This is a genomic window from Bacillus sp. RC242 (genome assembly GCF_044908245.1).
Classification (GTDB): Bacteria; Bacillota; Bacilli; order Bacillales; family Bacillaceae_G; genus Bacillus_A; species Bacillus_A mycoides.
Genome location: NZ_JBIYCZ010000018.1, coordinates 55,121 through 71,929, shown reverse-complemented (window position 1 = coordinate 71,929; position 16,809 = coordinate 55,121). Strand labels below are relative to the sequence as shown.

Sequence of the window (16,809 nt, the reverse complement as noted above, 5' to 3'; positions counted from 1 at the left end):
TCAACTGCTATAAGCTGATTCCTAAACCTCTTCAGATTTTCGAACCTGAAATTTTGCTGCTTTTTTCCGGTTCCCACATATTTTCATAGAACACCATTTTCGTTTTCCACTTTTATCTATAAATAATAAAACACAGTCGGGGTTTGAACACCTTTTAAGAGAAATAAGCTTATTTTCTGCTATTAACGTTAAAGCATCAAATGCAATTAACGATACAAGTACATCCTCAATTTCTCCAACTGGGATAGGTACTAGACGCTGTTCAATGACTTTATATGTAAATGGTGCCTTCTCAATTTGTTTTTCTAAATACGCAATAAAATCATTAGAAATTTCGTGCAGATCAGCAATTGCCTCAAACTGTTTTCTCAGTACTTCTCTTACCTCTAATATGCTAGATGTAACTTGATTCACTCGCTCTTGAATTCCTATAAGTGTTTTTTCATTCCAAAAAGGAAGATTAGCCTTTATTACATGTAGTAGCCATTCTAATACATCTTCATCTGTTATTAATAAATCATAACGTTGTCCACGCCTAACTAACTCTGTATTCACTAAATCTAATGAGAGATTTCCAGATATAAGCGGGAATTGTTTTGTTTCCTGCATGTACTCATCACCTACTCTTTAACCAATCATATTCTAAAGCAATATGACGGTGCAACTTTTTATAAATTCACATCCAGAAAAAAGCCCTATTACTAGAACATCTCATCCACATTTAAAGGAATCTACATATGCCTTCTTCCTTTAAAATCACCAAAACCCATTTACAAATCTATAAAAGTAGATATAATATCCTTATGGAACCTTTATTAATTTATAAAGCATTGTCAAATGAAACAAGATATCAAATTTTATCATGGTTGAAAAATCCAGAAAACCATTTCGATGAAAAACCTTATCTAGAGCAAGGCCTTAGCTTTCAAATTGGAGTATGTGTAGGAGATATCCAGCTTAAAACTGGCTTAGCCCAATCGGTTATTTCTAGTTATTTATTAACTATGAAAAAAGCAGGACTACTAGACTCTGACCGAATTGGAAAATGGACATACTATCGCCGAAATGAAAAAACAATACGAGAGTTTTCTGAATACGTTCAAAACGAATTATAAAATGAAAGCTAATAATCAATCTGCATACTAATTGATTATTAGCTTTCACACATTCTGCTTTTTACGGGTATCCAATTACTTTTTATAAGATTGCACTACCTATAAAAGCAAGAAACATAGAAAGGAGAAAATTTTTTAACATATCATATCTAGTTATTTAGATATCTGTTATTGTATTTAGAATTACATAGTCCTGATAATATTGGCATCCAATCATACTTGTAATAATGCTTCTTTGTTAATGAATTTACTTTCAAAATACTGATACGAATGGAGAGTTTTATAAATGAAAAAAGTAAATCCTTTACTTATTCTGACACTCGCAATAGGTGTGTTCGGAATTATTACTACCGAGATGGGTATTGTCGGCGTATTACCACAAATCACTCAAAAATTTGGAATTTCAACTACACAAGCTGGATTTTTAGTAAGTATATTTGCACTAGTTGTTGCTATTTCTGGTCCGTTTTTAATTCTGCTCGTCTCTAGTATTAATCGCAAAATAATTTTATTATCAGCAATTTTCATATTTGTTATTTCAAATATAATCTACGCTTATACAACACAATTTGAAATCATGCTTATTTTTCGTATTTTACCGGCAGCACTTCACCCACTCTTCTTTTCAATTGCTCTTGTAACAGCTGCTAAACTTGTCCCTCCAGAAAAGAGCGGTCAAGCGGTTACAAAAGTTTTCATGGGAATTACTGTTGGCTTTGCTTTAGGTGTACCACTAACCTCTTACCTTGCAGACCAATTTTCACTCGAAATTGCTTTCTTATTCGGAGCGCTTGTTAACACTCTTGCATTCATTGGAATACTAATCCTACTTCCTTCTATGCCTGTTAAAGAAAAAATGTCATTCGGCAAACAAATTCGTATACTCGGCAAACCAGGATTATGGTTGAATATTTTAACCGTCACATTCCTTTTTGCAGCCATGTTTTCCGTATACAGCTACTTCGCCGAGTACCTTGCAAAAGTAACTTCCATGAACGGATCTCTCATCAGTATCATGCTATTCATATTTGGTATCGTTATGATTTTAGGCAATCATTTATTTGGTAGTCTCCTGCAAAAAAGTATAGTAAATACAGTAATATTATTCCCTATCCTATATTCTATTGTTTACATATTGGTTTATTATTTAGGTTCCTACCTTGTTCCAATGATTTTTATCGTATTCATTTGGGGAATCGTACATGCTGGTGGATTAATTGTTGGTCAAACATGGTTAATAAGCGAAGCAAAAGAAGCGCCTGAATTTGGTAATAGTCTATTCGTTTCGTTCTCCAATCTCGGAATTACTTTAGGAACAACTATTGGAGGCTGGTTCATTTCAAACTTAGGTATTCACCAGCTTATTTGGAGCGGATTCATTTTCACACTACTCTCATTTCTGTTAATTATAATAAAACTAAAATTTTTCAATTCTAATAGCCAGGCTTCATTATCAAGTTAGTACATTTTCAGTTTCAAATTTTATAAACTAAAAAGTATAATGATCAAAGCCTTTAGCCATAATTACGACTAAAGGCTTTTTTGTATATAAAGTGAAACTTTACTCAGCGGGGGTTTTGTTCATCCCCCCACTGATTATTAGCCTTCACCAATCGGGCGTTTACGGGCAGCAGGGCTCCCACAAATAGCGGGATAAAAATAAATCTAAAAGGAGCTAATTTTATGGAACATAATCAAAATGGAGTACTTGCTTTAATTGTTTTGTTTTTAGGATTAGTGTTTTTTGTTAGTGGAATGGTTTATCATTTATGGGGTTCTTATTAATTTCAACTTTTAAACAAATAAATAATTCAAAAACTAAAACGTGTATTGTATCGATATGGCATATTTCCAAAAACAACTTAACATGGTAAAATAATATTCGGACGGGAGTCCAATATTATTAAAATTAAGATGGTTCAAGTCGGAGGAAGGCACCTTAGGGTGTCTTTTCTTTTTTGTTAATTAATAGATTGTTCTCTTCTAGGTAACTCTTTAAAATATAAATTTTAATAAAAAAGACGCTCATGCAGGCGTCTTTTTTCAATAAGTCATAAATATGTTTTTTCTAAAACACTCGTTAATCGCCCATAAAGCAAAGCTTCATCTATTAACACCGGTTATGTACTAAACTTTTTATTATTTCGGCATTCTAGACAATCTTATGAATACTCCCAAACCTGCAAAAAAAAAGCCTAAACAGAGCAAACTACCTGGACTTCCCCAAACTATTTCATTAATCACATTATATACCCCCTATAATTTATAAACACTGTACTGTTTTACCATATAAATATAAATACAGAGAATTAAATTTTCTTTTTAAAGACAGTCATTAATCAACCATATATCTCCTGATACTCATACAAATATCTAAACATCGTAAATCTATATTTCACTGACAAGAATCAAAAGACTGATTTTTCTGCAAAACACCTTGATTAGGGCTTCTTATTCTACTTTTGCAGCAAGACTCTCCATGAAATTGCTAATTGAAGAAATTTGAAAAAAGACGCATTTAGATTGATGCGTCTTTTGGCGATGTCTCTTTTGTGAAATCATATAAAGCTATTGCACCTAAAATAACAAGTATGCTTTCAGGAGCATCTATCAAAATAGTTTTCCAAATTCTTGGTATTACCCATTTAATATCTGCTGCTGTTTCAAGATATGTTTGAAAATAACCGATTGTAAAATCAATTACAGATAAACATACAAATAATGTTAGACAAAATCGAATTAATTTCTTATTTTTAAACATGTAACACCTCTCAAAATTCATTGGATATTCCTACTTTTGGTTTGTTATATATTTACATCCTTATATTTGATTTTAACATACAAAAAACCCAAATGAATACAACATGCATATTTACATATCATATTGACAGTATTCAATTAAATAAGAATTCGCTTTTCCATTCAGGATCCTTTCTATCCTCTTCATTATAATCAAGAAGACACTCTTTCATTATTTTTGTATCTCTCGGTAACCTTTTTTCAAACTTTGACCATCCGTCGAAGATCATTTTGTTTGGCAAAGGACACACAAATCCTGTAATACAATCCCAAAAAGCATCCCAGTTTTCCACGTACAAATCAGGAAACTCAAGCTTCTCTTTAAGAAGTAAATGCAATTCTTTTGCATTATAAATGTTGCTTACATCTATGACAATAATTGATTCATGTTCATTACTCAATTATATATATAAATCATACTTAGTTAAATTGGGTTGATTTTATAAGGAGTCAAAAACCTCTAAATGTTTATTTTATAATTATATAAATAATCCTAACATCTTCAAAAATTGATATAATGATACAGTTATTTATAGCAATCAGGGAGATGTACAGCATGAACTATACACATATGCCAAAAGAAATAGGAATGATTAAGCGGACTCCATTCGCTTCAATACCGAAGAAATTCATCGGTATTGGTAATATTGTTAAAAAACAAACAAAAGTGGAGCGCCCTAAATTAGCCCAAGACAAACAAGAAATTATTGAAAACAAGTTACTATGTTCATTTCTTTCTGAAGAGAAGGTATTGATTACTTATTATAGAGATGGTCATTTACTTACTAGATATGTGACTGTAACTGACATAAATCCGATAAAGAATTTAATAACTTGCACTGATGCATCTTATAACAGAGTTTTCCTTAAATTTATAGATGTAATTGATTTGAGATAAAAAACATACAGTTTTTCAAATATATCCAGGAATAAAAATGAAAGAATCTTGTATTCTAGGTTAAATACAGATAGAGAAAAAGTGTAAGTTCTTGTGAGAATTAGCAAGATAAAGGCTGTTTGTTTAGGTTTTGGACTGTCTGTTATGGTTATCGAATTTACAAATACAAAAGAGGAACAGAACACAATAGAGAAAACTAAAGAAGCATTTAGATAATAGTTGAAAACGCCCGATTAAGGACGGCTTCAACTATTATCTAACTTTGATATATTCATACCACCATTTACCACCTGATCAAGTATCCACCCACCAAGTAATCTTATCTAACTCTGTATTAGGTAGGACATCGGTTTGGATATAACACATAGTCCAGAAAGTGAATCAACATTAACGCTACCTTTTATTCCTCGTTCTGCCATAGCTTGAATAGCTTCATCTAAGGAGTTAGTATCGAATCCACCTGACTTAACGTATTGATATCCACATTAAAGAGTAAGGTAAGAGTTACTCTTTGCCATTTTAGAAAAGGTTCTGTTGGAGACAACAGGACCTTTTTTGTTCGAATTTCAATAAAACAATTCTTAAATTCCATCTCATTGGAAATAACTATATAATGAAACTGATTAAATATTAGGAGTGCTATTAATGTCTGATATAATCCGTCTCTTAATTATCATGATGATTGCAACCTTTTTATTTTCTTCCATAATAATGGAGTTTAAAAAACCTCAAAAAAGCATGTTTTGGTTCTCAATTGAAGTCTTGTCTCTCCTCGGAGTTTTACTGCTAATAAAGGAATTTTTTATCAATCATATAACATAGTCCCCTGAATAAAATTCAATATTCCGTCAATACTGTAGACAACCGACTAAGTTACTTTCTCCTTGTTCCCCCTTGGAGAACCGAGCAGTTAGCTTTTGCTGACTGTTCTTTTGTTTGAAATTAAAATAGCGTTTTTGTTCCAAATGATGCCCTTATTCATTTGGGCATATTTACCATTATTTTTACCAAAAAATTCATGATATCGTTAATTAGTCGAGTACGTCATTACTTGACGATTACTCTTAGGAGCCCCGCAGACAATCGGGGTTTCTTTTATTTAAAGCCATTTTCTCTTTTAGGGTGATATAGTCCTTAAGATCTTGTTAAACCAGTGTAATTACGGTTGGAACTTCATTCTGTTTGACACATATCCCCAGGCTATCTGGACATGATAAAAGATGAGGTGACTGACATGAAGGATAAAATATTAGAATTAGTACCAGGATCGGTAAAAAAATTACTCCAGAAAAAAGTTAAAGATGGAAACCGATGCATCATTGATTTGGTTGTGGATGATGCAACTGCTTATGGATTTGAACCGGAGCAAGTAATCCCCTGTATCATGGCGGGTTATTATGTTTATGAATCTACCACCTATCCCAGTGAAATGGAGGAAGAATTGAAGCTAAACTTGGTTTTTCATGCGGCCAATCGCTCGGCAATGAAGCTTCTGTCTTATGGGAAGTATAAAGCGAAACAATCTGAAAGTGGATGGATGAGATATACAAATCCATAAGGTTTACTTAACATACCCTAACTAGCTTGGTGAGCATGAGACAACGCCACATTCCCATCGACTTGAGATCTTGAAATACCCCAAAGTATTTTGGTGAAAAAAAGCAACATTTAAGTTCCTTATGACATTTTTCTAATATAAGTTGTAACATTGCCTAAACAACAACTACCTTGTGGATTGTTTACTTCACAACCACATCGATTTTCTCTTATGTTTTCGCGAATATGCTCTACTGGATTAGGAGTAAGTCCATTTTCTACATATTGTTTGATTTTTTCTTTTGTCCAATCAAAACAATAGCAAATTGGTGTAGTTGCTGAGTCATCTTTTTGATTTACAGCTACCTTTATGTCCGATACAAAGTATTTTTTATTATTCGTATCAAAATAGACTACATCACAATCTTCGTTTGAACAAAAATAGTGATTTTCTTTAGCATTTAATGTTTCTAATGCCGATGGTTTAAGCAATGATTTTAGTGTAATCAACTTTACATTCTTAGCTTTATTTTTACATGATGGACAATGACCATTATTTTCAATTTTTATTCCTTTAAGGTTACTACAACAATCTTCCATTATTCTCCCACCTTTACAATTTATTATTTTTATAAATATTCTTCTACTTTCTTTTCTGAATCTATTAAAGTTTCGATAATAAGATATTGCATCTGTCTCACCTCATATAAAGTATAAACCCTGTGCCATAGTACAGGGTCAAGGAAAGTATTATTTACTATATTATCGATTTACTTTCTTAAAATAAACTGTCATTATTCAATAAGCCTTTTTCAGCAATATACTCCGATTGCGAAATTCTAAAACTACATTTAGGGCGATTAACCTTTATCACCTCGTAACTCTTTACTACAACGTTTTACAAAAAATACTGTTATTAAAATAATAATTCCTATACTCAAAACAAGTAATTGATAGAGTGCAATCACATCACGAAAAATCCAACGAGAAACAAAACCGAAGCTAGACATGCACACACATATAAAACCAAAATAATTTAACCATCTATGTACTTTTTTCATTCTTCCCCCTCCTTAAACTTGCATTTTATCATTCCATCCTGTTTTTAGGTGTGAGTGCTGGCTAGTCGTGTGGTGATACCCCTTATAGGGCTTTTTCTTTTTTCTCAATGACCAACATTACTTAACATGATAAAATAATATTCGGACGGGAGTCCAATATTATTAAAATTAAGATGGTTCAAGTCGGAGAAAGGCACCTTAGGGTGTCTTTTCTTTATTTTCAAAAGGACCTGCTCAATTATTGCGTAAAAAACATAAAGTAAATTGAATCCGTTAAAATACATGAGTGACCCCTTGTTTTCCCCTCTTATTAAAGGAGGAGCTATTATGGGATTTGGTGGTAGTTGTAGTAGTTGTGGCGGCGGCTTTGCTTTACTAGTTGTATTGTTTATTTTATTGATCATTGTTGGAGCTTCTTGCTTCTGCTAAAAAACTATCGGAAAAGACACTCTTATATGGGTGTCTTTTCTTTGTAATAAAAAGCTCTTCCTCACTTTCGGTCTTTAGTGTGACATACAAATAATCCAGTTCCCCAATCGTCCATATTCCACAGCCCCTTCTTTGTGCTTTTCTTTTCATTTATATTTCAATTTCAAATATAGTAGAAACTCATTACAAGGTTAGTTATATATACAATTATTATAGATAATACATACCTTTCACCACATGTATCATTCTGAATAATTAAAAACAACTATTTAAAATTCCATATAGACCCATTACTGGTTAAAATGTTATAATTAAACCACCCTACATAGTTACTCATGTTCAGGATGAGAAACTAGCGTCTTATTAAGTAATGCGCATAACTTAAATAAACAAGACACTGCAAAGTGTCTTGTTTATTTACATCAAGTTTCCTTTTTATCCTAAAACCAATATAATAAAATGTAACATTTAATACATATAAAGAAAAATATAGATTTATTAAATCATTATGGCACCCATGAGAGTACTTTTATTTTGGAGGAACAAACTATGAACAAAAAGTTATTAACATCATTATTATGTAGCACATTCTTATTTGGATTATCAGCTTGCAGTTCACATGATACATCTAGCAGTAACACGAAAAACGAACAGGAGACTTCTAAAGAAACAAAGAATGATGAACTTAGCAACAAGGATCCTCAAAAAGAACTTCCCACCCATGGAGATTCTTCTGATGTATACATATCAATACACTCTGCCGATTCATTAGATGTTATAGGTAATGGAGAAGTTAAAGCACAAGGTGTATTTAAAGTATTAGACGTCGCAGTTTATAATCGTCAAGAGGAACCCATTACACTAAATAACAATAACTTTAAATTAATTGACGGAACCGGAAGAGAATATCACATTTCTAATGAATCTCAATTAGTACTTAAAGCTGCAAATACTGCTACATTTAAATTTGGTGTTCTTAATCCTAATGAAAATTCGGAAGGGAACATTGTATTCGATGTTCCGAAAAATACGCAAGGATTAACTTTGAAAATTAATGGAGATATGCTGGATGAAGGGATCGAGTTAAAGGTGGAATAGTCAAAGAAAATACAAACCGCCTATCACAACTTATACTAACATAACAAAAAGTACAGCCTCTGTATTAACTACAGTAGACTGTACTTTTTCATTTGTGATTTTGTATAACTCACTATAATAGGATTCCTTAGTTCTTTTGAGAAGATGCTCTCCAATCACGAAAAGATGTTGGAAACCCAGAATGTCCACGTTGCTTTGTAACAACTGGTTTCTCTTGAAGAGTAGCTGATTTCTCTTCAAGAATAGTTGGTTTTTCTTCAAGAATACTCAAAGCTGTTTGCATTTTCTCCAGCTGTTCTTTTAAAGCTTGCTGCTCAATCTTTAAATCCGTAAGTAAACGTAATATCATCTCAGAATTAGCCATAACGATCTCCTTTCCCCCAATGCACAGAATAAAATACCATATGTAATAAGCGGAATACTCGTGACAAAAATAAGTTCGTCAACTCTTTTAAAATACCGAGTACTTTTATTTTTTCAAAAGGACCTGCTCAAGTTTATCCGTAAAAACATAAAGTGATATAAATCCATTAATATATGGACTTTATGGAAGGAGGAGTTAATATGGGCTATGGTGGTAGTTGTGGAGGCTATGGTGGTAGTTGTGGTGGAGGCTGTGGTTTTGGCGGTGGATTCGCCTTACTTGTTGTGCTCTTTATCTTATTAATCATCGTTGGAGCTAGCTGTTGGGGCGGCGGATTCGGCTGCTAATAAGAGGCACTCTTGAGAGTGTCTTTTTTTTATTTCTCAATATAGGGCTAACATATATGTGTTACTATCAAAAGGCGAGATTCCCTAAGCGTAATATAGTAGTTTACCAACTATGAAAGCCACTGTCACAAGAAAACAGTAGGCTTTTATTTTGTTATTTAACAAGATTAAAACATGAATTGCCATTTCTCCTCAGTAACATTTTTAAATTGACATAGCACTTCATGCACCATATACTGTTAACAACAGTACACTGTCATTAACAGTATATATTCCAATTCATTCTAGGAGGTATATTCATGAAACATACAGGAAGACATACAGGTGCATTTCTTTTGTTATTTTTAGCAGAAGGTGATAACTATGGCGGACAGCTACTTCAGAAATGCGTGGAAGAACTTCCGGTCAATCCAATTGATAGTGCCATCCTTTACCGCACGCTGAAGAAATTAGAAAACGAAGGCGCTATTGAATCTTATGTAAGTACATCCGTTCCAGATAAACCGAGAAAGATGTACAAAATTACTACAGCCGGAAAAGAACAATTAGCGGATTTTCAAATGGATATTGAGGAAAAAATGAAAAACTTATCATTTTTCTTAGACAAATATAAAGACTTAAAGGAATCTAATCATGATTAATGGCGCTATCCTTTACACTTTGGCCATTATTCTTACTGGGATTTCTTTTATGAAGGATCGGAATAAAACGAAAGCTGCCCTATTAAAATCATGGAAAATATTTCAAAACCTCCTCCCTGCCATGCTCTCCATTATGCTTTTCGTTGGACTATCACTTTCTATCTTAACGCCGTCCTTCATCACTTCCATCATTGGAGAACAGTCTGGATTTTTAGGTATTATTTATTCAGCACTACTCGGATCTGTGGCACTTATCCCAAGCTTTGTCGTATTTCCTCTTGGTAATACGTTAGTACAGCACGGCGCAGGTCTTCCTCAAGTTGCGGCACTCATGTCTACACTAATGTCAGTAGGAATTACAACCTTGCCGATGGAACAAAAGATATTCGGACGAAGCTTTGCTTACGCTCGTAATGCATCTGCATTACTCATGTCACTCCTATTCTCCTATATCATTTGGGTGGTGATGGTATGAAAGAACTAAAAAGATATCGCTTCTTTTTCATTTTGCTGATTGGACTTATCATTCTAACTTTTATAAACCAATCTTTAGGATGGAGCGCATTACAATTAACAGGGAATAGCATTTTAGATATGTTGTTTCTACTCCCCCCTGTCCTAATATTTGTAGGGTTACTTGATCAGTGGGTGAAGAAAGAAACGCTAATGAAATATATGGGAGAAAAGTCCGGCATATATGGAATATTATTCTCTCTATTATTAGGCGGAATTGCAGCTGGTCCCCTCTATGTTGCCTTTCCGATTGCAGCACTACTATTAAAAAAAGGCGCCAGCATTAGGTACATCGTATTTTTCTTAGGTGTTTGGACAACTGCGAAATTACCGATTATGGTGTATGAATTTTCTTCATTCGGAGCTACCTTTACGCTCGTTCACATTTGCTTCGGTCTGTTGTTCTTCTACGTAATGGGCATCGTTTTTGAGAAGTTTTATGATCAACGGCAGTTGTTGCAGTATGATATTACGAAAGAAATGTAAAAAGACATCTTTATCTTGTAAAGATGTCTTTTTAATATGAACCTTAATTTTCGTTCTGTAAAACCCTCGCTGCCTTTACTTCCTTTTTCTCTTCTTTTAAGAACAACGATACGATAAAAGCAATAACGATAAAGATTAACCCTAGTGTAAATGCGCCTTGGAATCCAGATGTTAAACCGTTTAACTTCTCTACTGGATCCATTGGATTTGCTGAGCTTTCCATGTACTTAGTTGTTCCTGAAGACATTTTCGAAATAAAGATAGCCGTACCAATTGCGCCAGCTACTTGCTGTAACGTATTAAACAGTGCTGTTCCGTGCGGATATAAATCTGGTGTTAATTGATTTAATCCATATGTTTGTGCTGTCATTACAAACATGAGTCCGACCATTAATACGCTATGCATGACAATAATTTGTACCATTGATGTATCAGGAGTAATGCCTTTAAATAAGAACATTGCAATACCTACTAACACAATACCGGGAACGATAACAACTTTCGGGCTAAATTTATCAAATAGTTTACCTGCGATTGGTCCCATTATGGCGCTAATAATACTTCCTGGAAGCATTATTAGTCCTGATTTAAATGCTGTAACGAGTAAAACTGTTTGTAGGAACATCGGTAATAAAGTCATCGTTGAAAATAACGACATCATCACAATGACGATTAATCCAACTGATATTGTAAACATCGGAACTTTAAATGCACGTAATTCTAAAATTGGATTCTCGATTTTTAATTGTCGCACTACAAAAATACATAGTGATATAAGCCCAACAATTAAGGCGCCATACACTTTCGGATCGGACCATCCTAAATCACCTGATGCACTAAAGCTATACACAAGCCCGCCAAATCCTAATGTCGATAAAAGGATAGATGGATAATCTACTTTTGGCCTTGTTAACTCTGAAACATTTTGAATGTATTTCATCCCAATCATAATTGAAATGATCACGATAGGAATAACAATATAGAATAACCAGCGCCAATTTAATGAATCCACAATTACTCCAGATAATGTAGGACCAATTGCTGGAGCTGCCATCATTACAAGTGCGATTAATCCCATTGTGGCACCACGTTTTTCAGGTGGACAAATAAGTAAAATCGTATTCATTAATAACGGTGAAATTAACCCCGTCGCTACAGCTTGGACGATACGGCCGACTAATAAAACGGAAAATGTCGGTGCAAATCCCGCAATTAATGTACCGACTAAAAACGTTACCATAGCGATCAAAAACATTTGTCTCGTTGTGAGCCATTGCTGAAGTAACGCTGTAATCGGGACTAAAACACCAACTACTAACATGTATGCTGTAGAAAGCCATTGAATCGTTGAAGCTGTTACGTCGAATTCTTTCATTAATACAGTTAACGCATTACCAAGTAATGTTTCGTTTAATAATGCAACCATTGCCCCTAAAAGTAATGCAATTAAAATCGGGGTATGTTTCATATTAGAAGTATCAACTTTGCCACTTGCAGGGCTCTTAGTTGTTATATTCATTTACAAATTCTCCTCCTGTTTCTTACTTAAAAAGCTTTAAATACACCGGAACACATGTAATATAATATACATATGTAGATTAAAAAGGGAGAATCAATTTTCAGCCATTGTATATTTAATCTACAAAAAAGGAGAATTGTAGATGAATGATAATGAAAAACAACTTGATTTACGTATTAGACGTACACATAAATTACTATGGGATTCCTTATTTGAATTAATGACGCAATCAAAACAGAAATATAGTACTATCACGATTAACCAAATTTGTGACCGTGCAATGGTACACCGAACAACTTTTTATAAACACTTTGAAGATAAAGATGCTTTATTAGCATTTGGATTTAAACGCTACAGCAAGATGATTGCTGAAATACCGATTTCAGATCGATTAAGTAAACCATTTCAAGTAATGGAACAATTTCTACACCATGAAGAAATCGGTAAAATATTAGAGACGCAAATGTCTGATGAACAATTTATTAGCCGTACACAGTATTTAAGTCACGAAACGAGAAAACAAGAAATAGAAGCGTTAAATCAACTTTGCAAAAACCATACGATGCCAAATGATTTAATCATTGAATTTTATTCAGGGGCAATCACCTCATTAAGTGCATGGTGGTTTAAAAATGAAAGAAGCGTTTCTGCTGCTGAAATGGATAGGTATCTCCACCAACTTATTAACCGGAATATTTTTCAGTTTGAAGAAAAATAACTTCACCATCAAAAAAACGCCTATATGAAATAGGCGTTTTTTACATACTATTACTTACCGATTTTCTTCAAATCCGAACTTTCTATAATTGAACGAGAATATCCATCTTTCCCAACTCGCACCATAGCTCTTCCCAACTGCTTAGAAGTTATCACACTGCCGAATCGCTTCAACAGAGGATTAAAGGGCTTCATCACATCATACATTAATTGGTACAATTTCGTTTTTGATTTCACACCATTTGCCGGAATGATTAATCTTAGTCTAAACATATACAGATTTGAAAGGTAAACGTAATAACTCATTTTCCGTTCTCTCCTTCACTCTCGCCCACATCGTACGTCCTGATTCTGTACTATCTGTTCCGCTACCGGATACGTAAATGAATGTCATGTTTGGATTTAACTTCGCTAATGTTTTTGCGGTAGATAACGTTAATTCGTACGTAACTATAGAATAAAACGTCGATAAATTTTAGTTCCAAATATTCAGAATTAATATTAAAATAAACAATGGGGATAGGGGTATGGAATCATAAATTATACATAACGAGGGAATAGAAATGAAAATTCAATTAAAAGCTGATTTAATGCTACTACTAGTTACATTTTTTTGGGGTGCATCCATCCTACTTACAAAGCTTGGACTTGATGGCATAGAAGAATATAATTTAATCGCATTACGATTTATTATTGCCTTTCTTTTATCAGGTTTAATATTTTACAAACATTTATTCAAAGTCGATTTTAAAACTGTAAAATATGCCTTTATACTAGCTTCTGTTTTATTTATCGTTTACATTTTTGCGACATTCGGTACAAAGTATACAAGTGTGTCTAATGCTGGTTTCTTACTATGTCTCACAGTCATTTTCATTCCGATATTATCAGCTATATTTTTAAAACACATTCCTGAAAAGAAAGTTATATTAGGAATTGTGTTAACGATAATAGGAATTGGCTTATTAACATTAACTAGTGAATTCAAGATCGGTAACGGCGATATATTTTGCATACTGTCTGCCTTATTTTATGCCATTCATGTCATCATTACTGGAAACGTAACAAAACATGTGAATTCAATTGCACTTGGGGTAGTACAACTCGGTTTTGTCGGCCTATTTAGTCTTATTTTTTCATTAGTGATGGAAACCCCAAAACTTCCTGGCACTATCGACTCATGGCTAATCATCTTAGCCTTAAGCATATTTTGCACCGCAGTTGCATTCATCGTGCAAGTTATCGCCCAACAATACACTACGCCCACACATACAGGACTTATTTTTTCATTAGAACCTGTCTTTTCAGCAGGATTCGCCTTTGTTTTCACAGGTGAAACGCTCACAGGAAAAGGGTACTTAGGGGCGACGCTTATATTGTTAAGTGTGTTGATTGCTGAGGTGGATTTTAAGAGTTTGCTGCGGGTTAATTATAAGAAGAATGTGGAGTAGGGATTTTATTAAGATAGATAAACATACCCCGAAAATAGTCGTTTGTATTATTTTCATTCTCTTAACTTAAATTTCCTTTTAAATGAGCCTTTTTTTAGATGCTATCTTCGAATAAGGTAGCATCTAAAAAATGTTCAAAATTACTTAATGAATATAATCATAAAGATTTTTCGCTAGCAATAAACAAGTTACTGTAATGAAAAGAGCACGAACATACCCGCTTCCTTTTTTTATAGCAAATTTGGAGCCAACAATCCCTCCAGCAATTTGAGCAACCCCCATTATAAAACCATACGCATAATTCACTTGCCCTACATACATAAACATCAACAATGCACCAACATTACTTCCTAAATTAAGAACCTTCGCATTACCTGCTGCTTTTAAAAAATCATACCCAATAAATAAAAGAGAAAACATTAAAAACGAACCTGTGCCAGGACCTAGAAATCCATCATAAAAACCAATAATAAAAATAAAAAAAGTAAAGATAATGACGTGTCGACCAGACAATTTTTTATGAGTGGAAATATTACCCCAATCCTTTTTGAATATCGTATAAATAGCAACCGCACCAAGCATGATCAGCATCAATGGCTTCAGTACTTCTGGGTTCATTAAATGAACGGTCCATGCCCCTATTATGGAGCCTATGAAAGTGAGTGGAAATAATTTCAACGCCGATTTCAAATCAAGATTACCAGAACGATAAAACACAATATTACTAGTTGCACACCCCATTGTCGACGCTAGTTTATTCGTAGCTACTGCACTTGCTGGATTCAGTCCTGTAAATAATAAAGCGGGTAAGGCAATGAGTCCTCCACCACCTACAACTGAATCAATAAATGCAGCTAAAAATCCAAAAGCAATCAAAATAATTAATACTGATGGGTCTAAATAAAAATCCATACTATTAACCTCCCCTTTAGTCACTATCAGAATAGTAACTAATAATTTGCTAAATGTAAACAGTTATTGTAACGTTGAAATATAAAAGCAAACATCGGAGGACGAAAAAAGTGGACTACATAGTGCAACAGCTTAAAAAAATTGGTTTTAATGAATATGAAGCTAAATCTTATGTATCTCTTGTTAAACAGGGGCCTGTCACAGCCTACCAAGTGAGTAAGGATTCGGGTATCCCAAGAGCGCGAATTTACGAGATTTTGGGTAACCTTGTAGAAAAAGGAATTGTCATGAAAGAAGAAATAAATGACACCACTCGCTATTCACCTCTACCTGTTGAAATCTTTTTACAGAAGGCTCAATCAGAATGGCAGTCTACTTATGAAGGAATCAGTGATTCATTAAAAAAACTAGAAACTTTCGAGGAAAAAACGGATAATCGAGTGATTACTTTAAAAGACAATAAAACAATAATTAGCTACTGTCAGGCATTAATAAAAAAAGCCCAAAAACGTATTGTCATTTCAATGTGGGATGAGATGTATGAAGCGTTAAAAGAGGAACTATCTGAGGTAGCTGATAAAGTTACAGTACAAGGTATTACCCTGCATGTTGAAAATCCCATTAAAAATCTAGAAGCCCATCGTATAACACCTTATACAGAAACCCTGTCTACAGAACATTGGTTTATTTTATCGATAGATTCTAAAGAGATGATTTATGGACCATCACTTGAGGAGCGTAATATTGCTTTTTATACAGATGATCCCGTTCATATATACCTATTAGAGGATTATGTATGGCATGATGTTTTAGTGAATCGACTTGTACAACGTAGCCAAGATGATTTGGAGCAATGGATTACTACAGAGAGAAAATCCTTCTTTTTGGAAAAATAAGAAACATATTCAAGAGCAAATCAAAAA

Annotated in this window: 23 protein-coding genes and 1 pseudogene; 13 read left to right on the top strand and 11 right to left on the bottom strand. The window is 33.6% G+C overall.

Annotation, left to right across the window (positions count from 1 at the left end; genetic code table 11):
* Positions 1-21: 21 nt before the first annotated feature.
* Positions 22-609 (bottom strand): CGNR zinc finger domain-containing protein, encoded by a 588-nt coding sequence (locus ABH957_RS25585; protein WP_404512491.1) that lies wholly within the window; start codon positions 607-609, stop codon positions 22-24.
* A 194-nt stretch (positions 610-803) separates the two neighbouring features.
* Here ABH957_RS25585 and ABH957_RS25580 point away from each other — a divergent pair, with 194 nt between their 5' ends.
* Positions 804-1,115 (top strand): ArsR/SmtB family transcription factor, encoded by a 312-nt coding sequence (locus ABH957_RS25580; RefSeq protein WP_404512489.1) that lies wholly within the window; start codon positions 804-806, stop codon positions 1,113-1,115.
* A 286-nt stretch (positions 1,116-1,401) separates the two neighbouring features.
* Positions 1,402-2,577, top strand: coding sequence for an MFS transporter (locus ABH957_RS25575; protein ID WP_002125689.1), 1,176 nt, complete (start codon positions 1,402-1,404; stop codon positions 2,575-2,577).
* 1,056 nt (positions 2,578-3,633) lie between these two features.
* Here ABH957_RS25575 and ABH957_RS25570 read toward each other — a convergent pair.
* Both ABH957_RS25570 and ABH957_RS25565 read right to left on the bottom strand, forming a co-directional pair.
* Positions 3,634-3,897: a DUF3937 family protein gene (locus tag ABH957_RS25570; RefSeq protein WP_050000906.1), complete on the bottom strand. Its 264-nt coding sequence runs from the start codon at positions 3,895-3,897 to the stop codon at positions 3,634-3,636.
* 112 nt (positions 3,898-4,009) lie between these two features.
* Positions 4,010-4,315 (bottom strand): barstar family protein, encoded by a 306-nt coding sequence (locus ABH957_RS25565; RefSeq protein ID WP_002064072.1) that lies wholly within the window; start codon positions 4,313-4,315, stop codon positions 4,010-4,012.
* Between the two features lie 155 nt (positions 4,316-4,470).
* Here ABH957_RS25565 and ABH957_RS25560 point away from each other — a divergent pair, with 155 nt between their 5' ends.
* Positions 4,471-4,812 (top strand): YolD-like family protein, encoded by a 342-nt coding sequence (locus ABH957_RS25560; RefSeq protein ID WP_002125679.1) that lies wholly within the window; start codon positions 4,471-4,473, stop codon positions 4,810-4,812.
* Between the two features lie 294 nt (positions 4,813-5,106).
* Here ABH957_RS25560 and ABH957_RS25555 read toward each other — a convergent pair.
* Positions 5,107-5,294: pseudogene (locus ABH957_RS25555) on the bottom strand (N-acetylmuramoyl-L-alanine amidase C-terminal domain-containing protein); the annotation flags it as partial.
* 752 nt (positions 5,295-6,046) lie between these two features.
* On the opposite strand from ABH957_RS25555, the gene ABH957_RS25550 reads away from it, so the two are divergent.
* Positions 6,047-6,370, top strand: a complete 324-nt coding sequence (locus ABH957_RS25550) for a hypothetical protein (RefSeq protein ID WP_002064068.1) — start codon at positions 6,047-6,049, stop codon at positions 6,368-6,370.
* A 119-nt stretch (positions 6,371-6,489) separates the two neighbouring features.
* Here the strand turns inward: ABH957_RS25550 and ABH957_RS25545 are convergent, their stop codons facing one another.
* Entirely contained in the window at positions 6,490-6,948 is a 459-nt protein-coding gene (locus ABH957_RS25545) for a putative iron-sulfur cluster-binding metallochaperone (protein ID WP_000389113.1), read from the bottom strand.
* Between the two features lie 260 nt (positions 6,949-7,208).
* Positions 7,209-7,409, bottom strand: a complete 201-nt coding sequence (locus tag ABH957_RS25540; RefSeq protein ID WP_404512487.1) for a hypothetical protein — start codon at positions 7,407-7,409, stop codon at positions 7,209-7,211.
* 327 nt (positions 7,410-7,736) lie between these two features.
* Between ABH957_RS25540 and ABH957_RS25535 the strand changes: the two genes are divergently transcribed.
* On the top strand, positions 7,737-7,838 hold the full coding sequence (locus ABH957_RS25535) for a YjcZ family sporulation protein (protein ID WP_000505688.1): 102 nt from the start codon (positions 7,737-7,739) through the stop codon (positions 7,836-7,838).
* Between the two features lie 549 nt (positions 7,839-8,387).
* Entirely contained in the window at positions 8,388-8,936 is a 549-nt protein-coding gene (locus ABH957_RS25530) for a DUF4352 domain-containing protein (RefSeq protein ID WP_002166236.1), read from the top strand.
* Positions 8,937-9,063: 127 nt separating this feature from the next.
* Here the strand turns inward: ABH957_RS25530 and ABH957_RS25525 are convergent, their stop codons facing one another.
* A complete protein-coding gene (locus ABH957_RS25525; RefSeq protein ID WP_002134711.1) occupies positions 9,064-9,300 on the bottom strand; it encodes a hypothetical protein in 237 nt (78 codons plus the stop codon).
* A gap of 200 nt (positions 9,301-9,500) precedes the next feature.
* On the opposite strand from ABH957_RS25525, the gene ABH957_RS25520 reads away from it, so the two are divergent.
* From ABH957_RS25520 to ABH957_RS25505, 4 genes are all read left to right on the top strand, one after another.
* A complete protein-coding gene (locus tag ABH957_RS25520; protein ID WP_000540380.1) occupies positions 9,501-9,647 on the top strand; it encodes a YjcZ family sporulation protein in 147 nt (48 codons plus the stop codon).
* 299 nt (positions 9,648-9,946) lie between these two features.
* Positions 9,947-10,288, top strand: coding sequence for a PadR family transcriptional regulator (locus ABH957_RS25515; protein WP_201032578.1), 342 nt, complete (start codon positions 9,947-9,949; stop codon positions 10,286-10,288).
* Positions 10,281-10,763: a hypothetical protein gene (locus ABH957_RS25510; RefSeq protein WP_404512485.1), complete on the top strand. Its 483-nt coding sequence runs from the start codon at positions 10,281-10,283 to the stop codon at positions 10,761-10,763. The genes ABH957_RS25515 and ABH957_RS25510 overlap by 8 nt, the downstream gene beginning before the upstream one ends.
* A complete protein-coding gene (locus tag ABH957_RS25505; RefSeq protein ID WP_016126645.1) occupies positions 10,760-11,287 on the top strand; it encodes a permease in 528 nt (175 codons plus the stop codon). The genes ABH957_RS25510 and ABH957_RS25505 overlap by 4 nt, the downstream gene beginning before the upstream one ends.
* Positions 11,288-11,330: 43 nt before the next feature.
* Here the strand turns inward: ABH957_RS25505 and ABH957_RS25500 are convergent, their stop codons facing one another.
* Positions 11,331-12,806: an MDR family MFS transporter gene (locus ABH957_RS25500; protein WP_078178720.1), complete on the bottom strand. Its 1,476-nt coding sequence runs from the start codon at positions 12,804-12,806 to the stop codon at positions 11,331-11,333.
* Between the two features lie 142 nt (positions 12,807-12,948).
* Here ABH957_RS25500 and ABH957_RS25495 point away from each other — a divergent pair, with 142 nt between their 5' ends.
* Entirely contained in the window at positions 12,949-13,524 is a 576-nt protein-coding gene (locus ABH957_RS25495; protein ID WP_404512483.1) for a TetR/AcrR family transcriptional regulator, read from the top strand.
* Between the two features lie 50 nt (positions 13,525-13,574).
* Here ABH957_RS25495 and ABH957_RS25490 read toward each other — a convergent pair whose 3' ends face one another.
* The gene (locus tag ABH957_RS25490; protein ID WP_404512481.1) at positions 13,575-13,796 is read right to left on the bottom strand and encodes a hypothetical protein; all 222 of its coding nucleotides are present in this window, start codon (positions 13,794-13,796) and stop codon (positions 13,575-13,577) included.
* A complete protein-coding gene (locus ABH957_RS25485) occupies positions 13,789-13,917 on the bottom strand; it encodes a hypothetical protein (protein ID WP_404512480.1) in 129 nt (42 codons plus the stop codon). The genes ABH957_RS25490 and ABH957_RS25485 overlap by 8 nt, the downstream gene beginning before the upstream one ends.
* 169 nt (positions 13,918-14,086) lie before the next feature.
* Between ABH957_RS25485 and ABH957_RS25480 the strand changes: the two genes are divergently transcribed.
* Positions 14,087-14,974: a DMT family transporter gene (locus ABH957_RS25480; protein WP_404512478.1), complete on the top strand. Its 888-nt coding sequence runs from the start codon at positions 14,087-14,089 to the stop codon at positions 14,972-14,974.
* A 144-nt stretch (positions 14,975-15,118) separates the two neighbouring features.
* Here the strand turns inward: ABH957_RS25480 and ABH957_RS25475 are convergent, their stop codons facing one another.
* The gene (locus tag ABH957_RS25475; RefSeq protein ID WP_404512476.1) at positions 15,119-15,886 is read right to left on the bottom strand and encodes a TSUP family transporter; all 768 of its coding nucleotides are present in this window, start codon (positions 15,884-15,886) and stop codon (positions 15,119-15,121) included.
* A gap of 110 nt (positions 15,887-15,996) precedes the next feature.
* On the opposite strand from ABH957_RS25475, the gene ABH957_RS25470 reads away from it, so the two are divergent.
* A complete protein-coding gene (locus ABH957_RS25470) occupies positions 15,997-16,782 on the top strand; it encodes a TrmB family transcriptional regulator (RefSeq protein ID WP_404512474.1) in 786 nt (261 codons plus the stop codon).
* The last annotated feature ends 27 nt before the right edge of the window (positions 16,783-16,809 follow it).

What these genes read in the sequence shown, in the direction of transcription:
- ABH957_RS25585 (WP_404512491.1), bottom strand. Translation starts at nt 609, where the DNA reads ATGCAGGAAACAAAACAATTCCCGCTTATATCTGGAAATCTCTCATTA.
- ABH957_RS25580 (WP_404512489.1), top strand. Translation starts at nt 804, where the DNA reads ATGGAACCTTTATTAATTTATAAAGCATTGTCAAATGAAACAAGATAT.
- ABH957_RS25575 (WP_002125689.1), top strand. Translation starts at nt 1,402, where the DNA reads ATGAAAAAAGTAAATCCTTTACTTATTCTGACACTCGCAATAGGTGTG.
- ABH957_RS25570 (WP_050000906.1), bottom strand. Translation starts at nt 3,897, where the DNA reads ATGAATTTTGAGAGGTGTTACATGTTTAAAAATAAGAAATTAATTCGA.
- ABH957_RS25560 (WP_002125679.1), top strand. Translation starts at nt 4,471, where the DNA reads ATGAACTATACACATATGCCAAAAGAAATAGGAATGATTAAGCGGACT.
- ABH957_RS25550 (WP_002064068.1), top strand. Translation starts at nt 6,047, where the DNA reads ATGAAGGATAAAATATTAGAATTAGTACCAGGATCGGTAAAAAAATTA.
- ABH957_RS25545 (WP_000389113.1), bottom strand. Translation starts at nt 6,948, where the DNA reads ATGGAAGATTGTTGTAGTAACCTTAAAGGAATAAAAATTGAAAATAAT.
- ABH957_RS25540 (WP_404512487.1), bottom strand. Translation starts at nt 7,409, where the DNA reads ATGAAAAAAGTACATAGATGGTTAAATTATTTTGGTTTTATATGTGTG.
- ABH957_RS25535 (WP_000505688.1), top strand. Translation starts at nt 7,737, where the DNA reads ATGGGATTTGGTGGTAGTTGTAGTAGTTGTGGCGGCGGCTTTGCTTTA.
- ABH957_RS25530 (WP_002166236.1), top strand. Translation starts at nt 8,388, where the DNA reads ATGAACAAAAAGTTATTAACATCATTATTATGTAGCACATTCTTATTT.
- ABH957_RS25525 (WP_002134711.1), bottom strand. Translation starts at nt 9,300, where the DNA reads ATGGCTAATTCTGAGATGATATTACGTTTACTTACGGATTTAAAGATT.
- ABH957_RS25520 (WP_000540380.1), top strand. Translation starts at nt 9,501, where the DNA reads ATGGGCTATGGTGGTAGTTGTGGAGGCTATGGTGGTAGTTGTGGTGGA.
- ABH957_RS25515 (WP_201032578.1), top strand. Translation starts at nt 9,947, where the DNA reads ATGAAACATACAGGAAGACATACAGGTGCATTTCTTTTGTTATTTTTA.
- ABH957_RS25510 (WP_404512485.1), top strand. Translation starts at nt 10,281, where the DNA reads ATGATTAATGGCGCTATCCTTTACACTTTGGCCATTATTCTTACTGGG.
- ABH957_RS25505 (WP_016126645.1), top strand. Translation starts at nt 10,760, where the DNA reads ATGAAAGAACTAAAAAGATATCGCTTCTTTTTCATTTTGCTGATTGGA.
- ABH957_RS25500 (WP_078178720.1), bottom strand. Translation starts at nt 12,806, where the DNA reads ATGAATATAACAACTAAGAGCCCTGCAAGTGGCAAAGTTGATACTTCT.
- ABH957_RS25495 (WP_404512483.1), top strand. Translation starts at nt 12,949, where the DNA reads ATGAATGATAATGAAAAACAACTTGATTTACGTATTAGACGTACACAT.
- ABH957_RS25490 (WP_404512481.1), bottom strand. Translation starts at nt 13,796, where the DNA reads ATGTTTAGACTAAGATTAATCATTCCGGCAAATGGTGTGAAATCAAAA.
- ABH957_RS25485 (WP_404512480.1), bottom strand. Translation starts at nt 13,917, where the DNA reads ATGACATTCATTTACGTATCCGGTAGCGGAACAGATAGTACAGAATCA.
- ABH957_RS25480 (WP_404512478.1), top strand. Translation starts at nt 14,087, where the DNA reads ATGAAAATTCAATTAAAAGCTGATTTAATGCTACTACTAGTTACATTT.
- ABH957_RS25475 (WP_404512476.1), bottom strand. Translation starts at nt 15,886, where the DNA reads ATGGATTTTTATTTAGACCCATCAGTATTAATTATTTTGATTGCTTTT.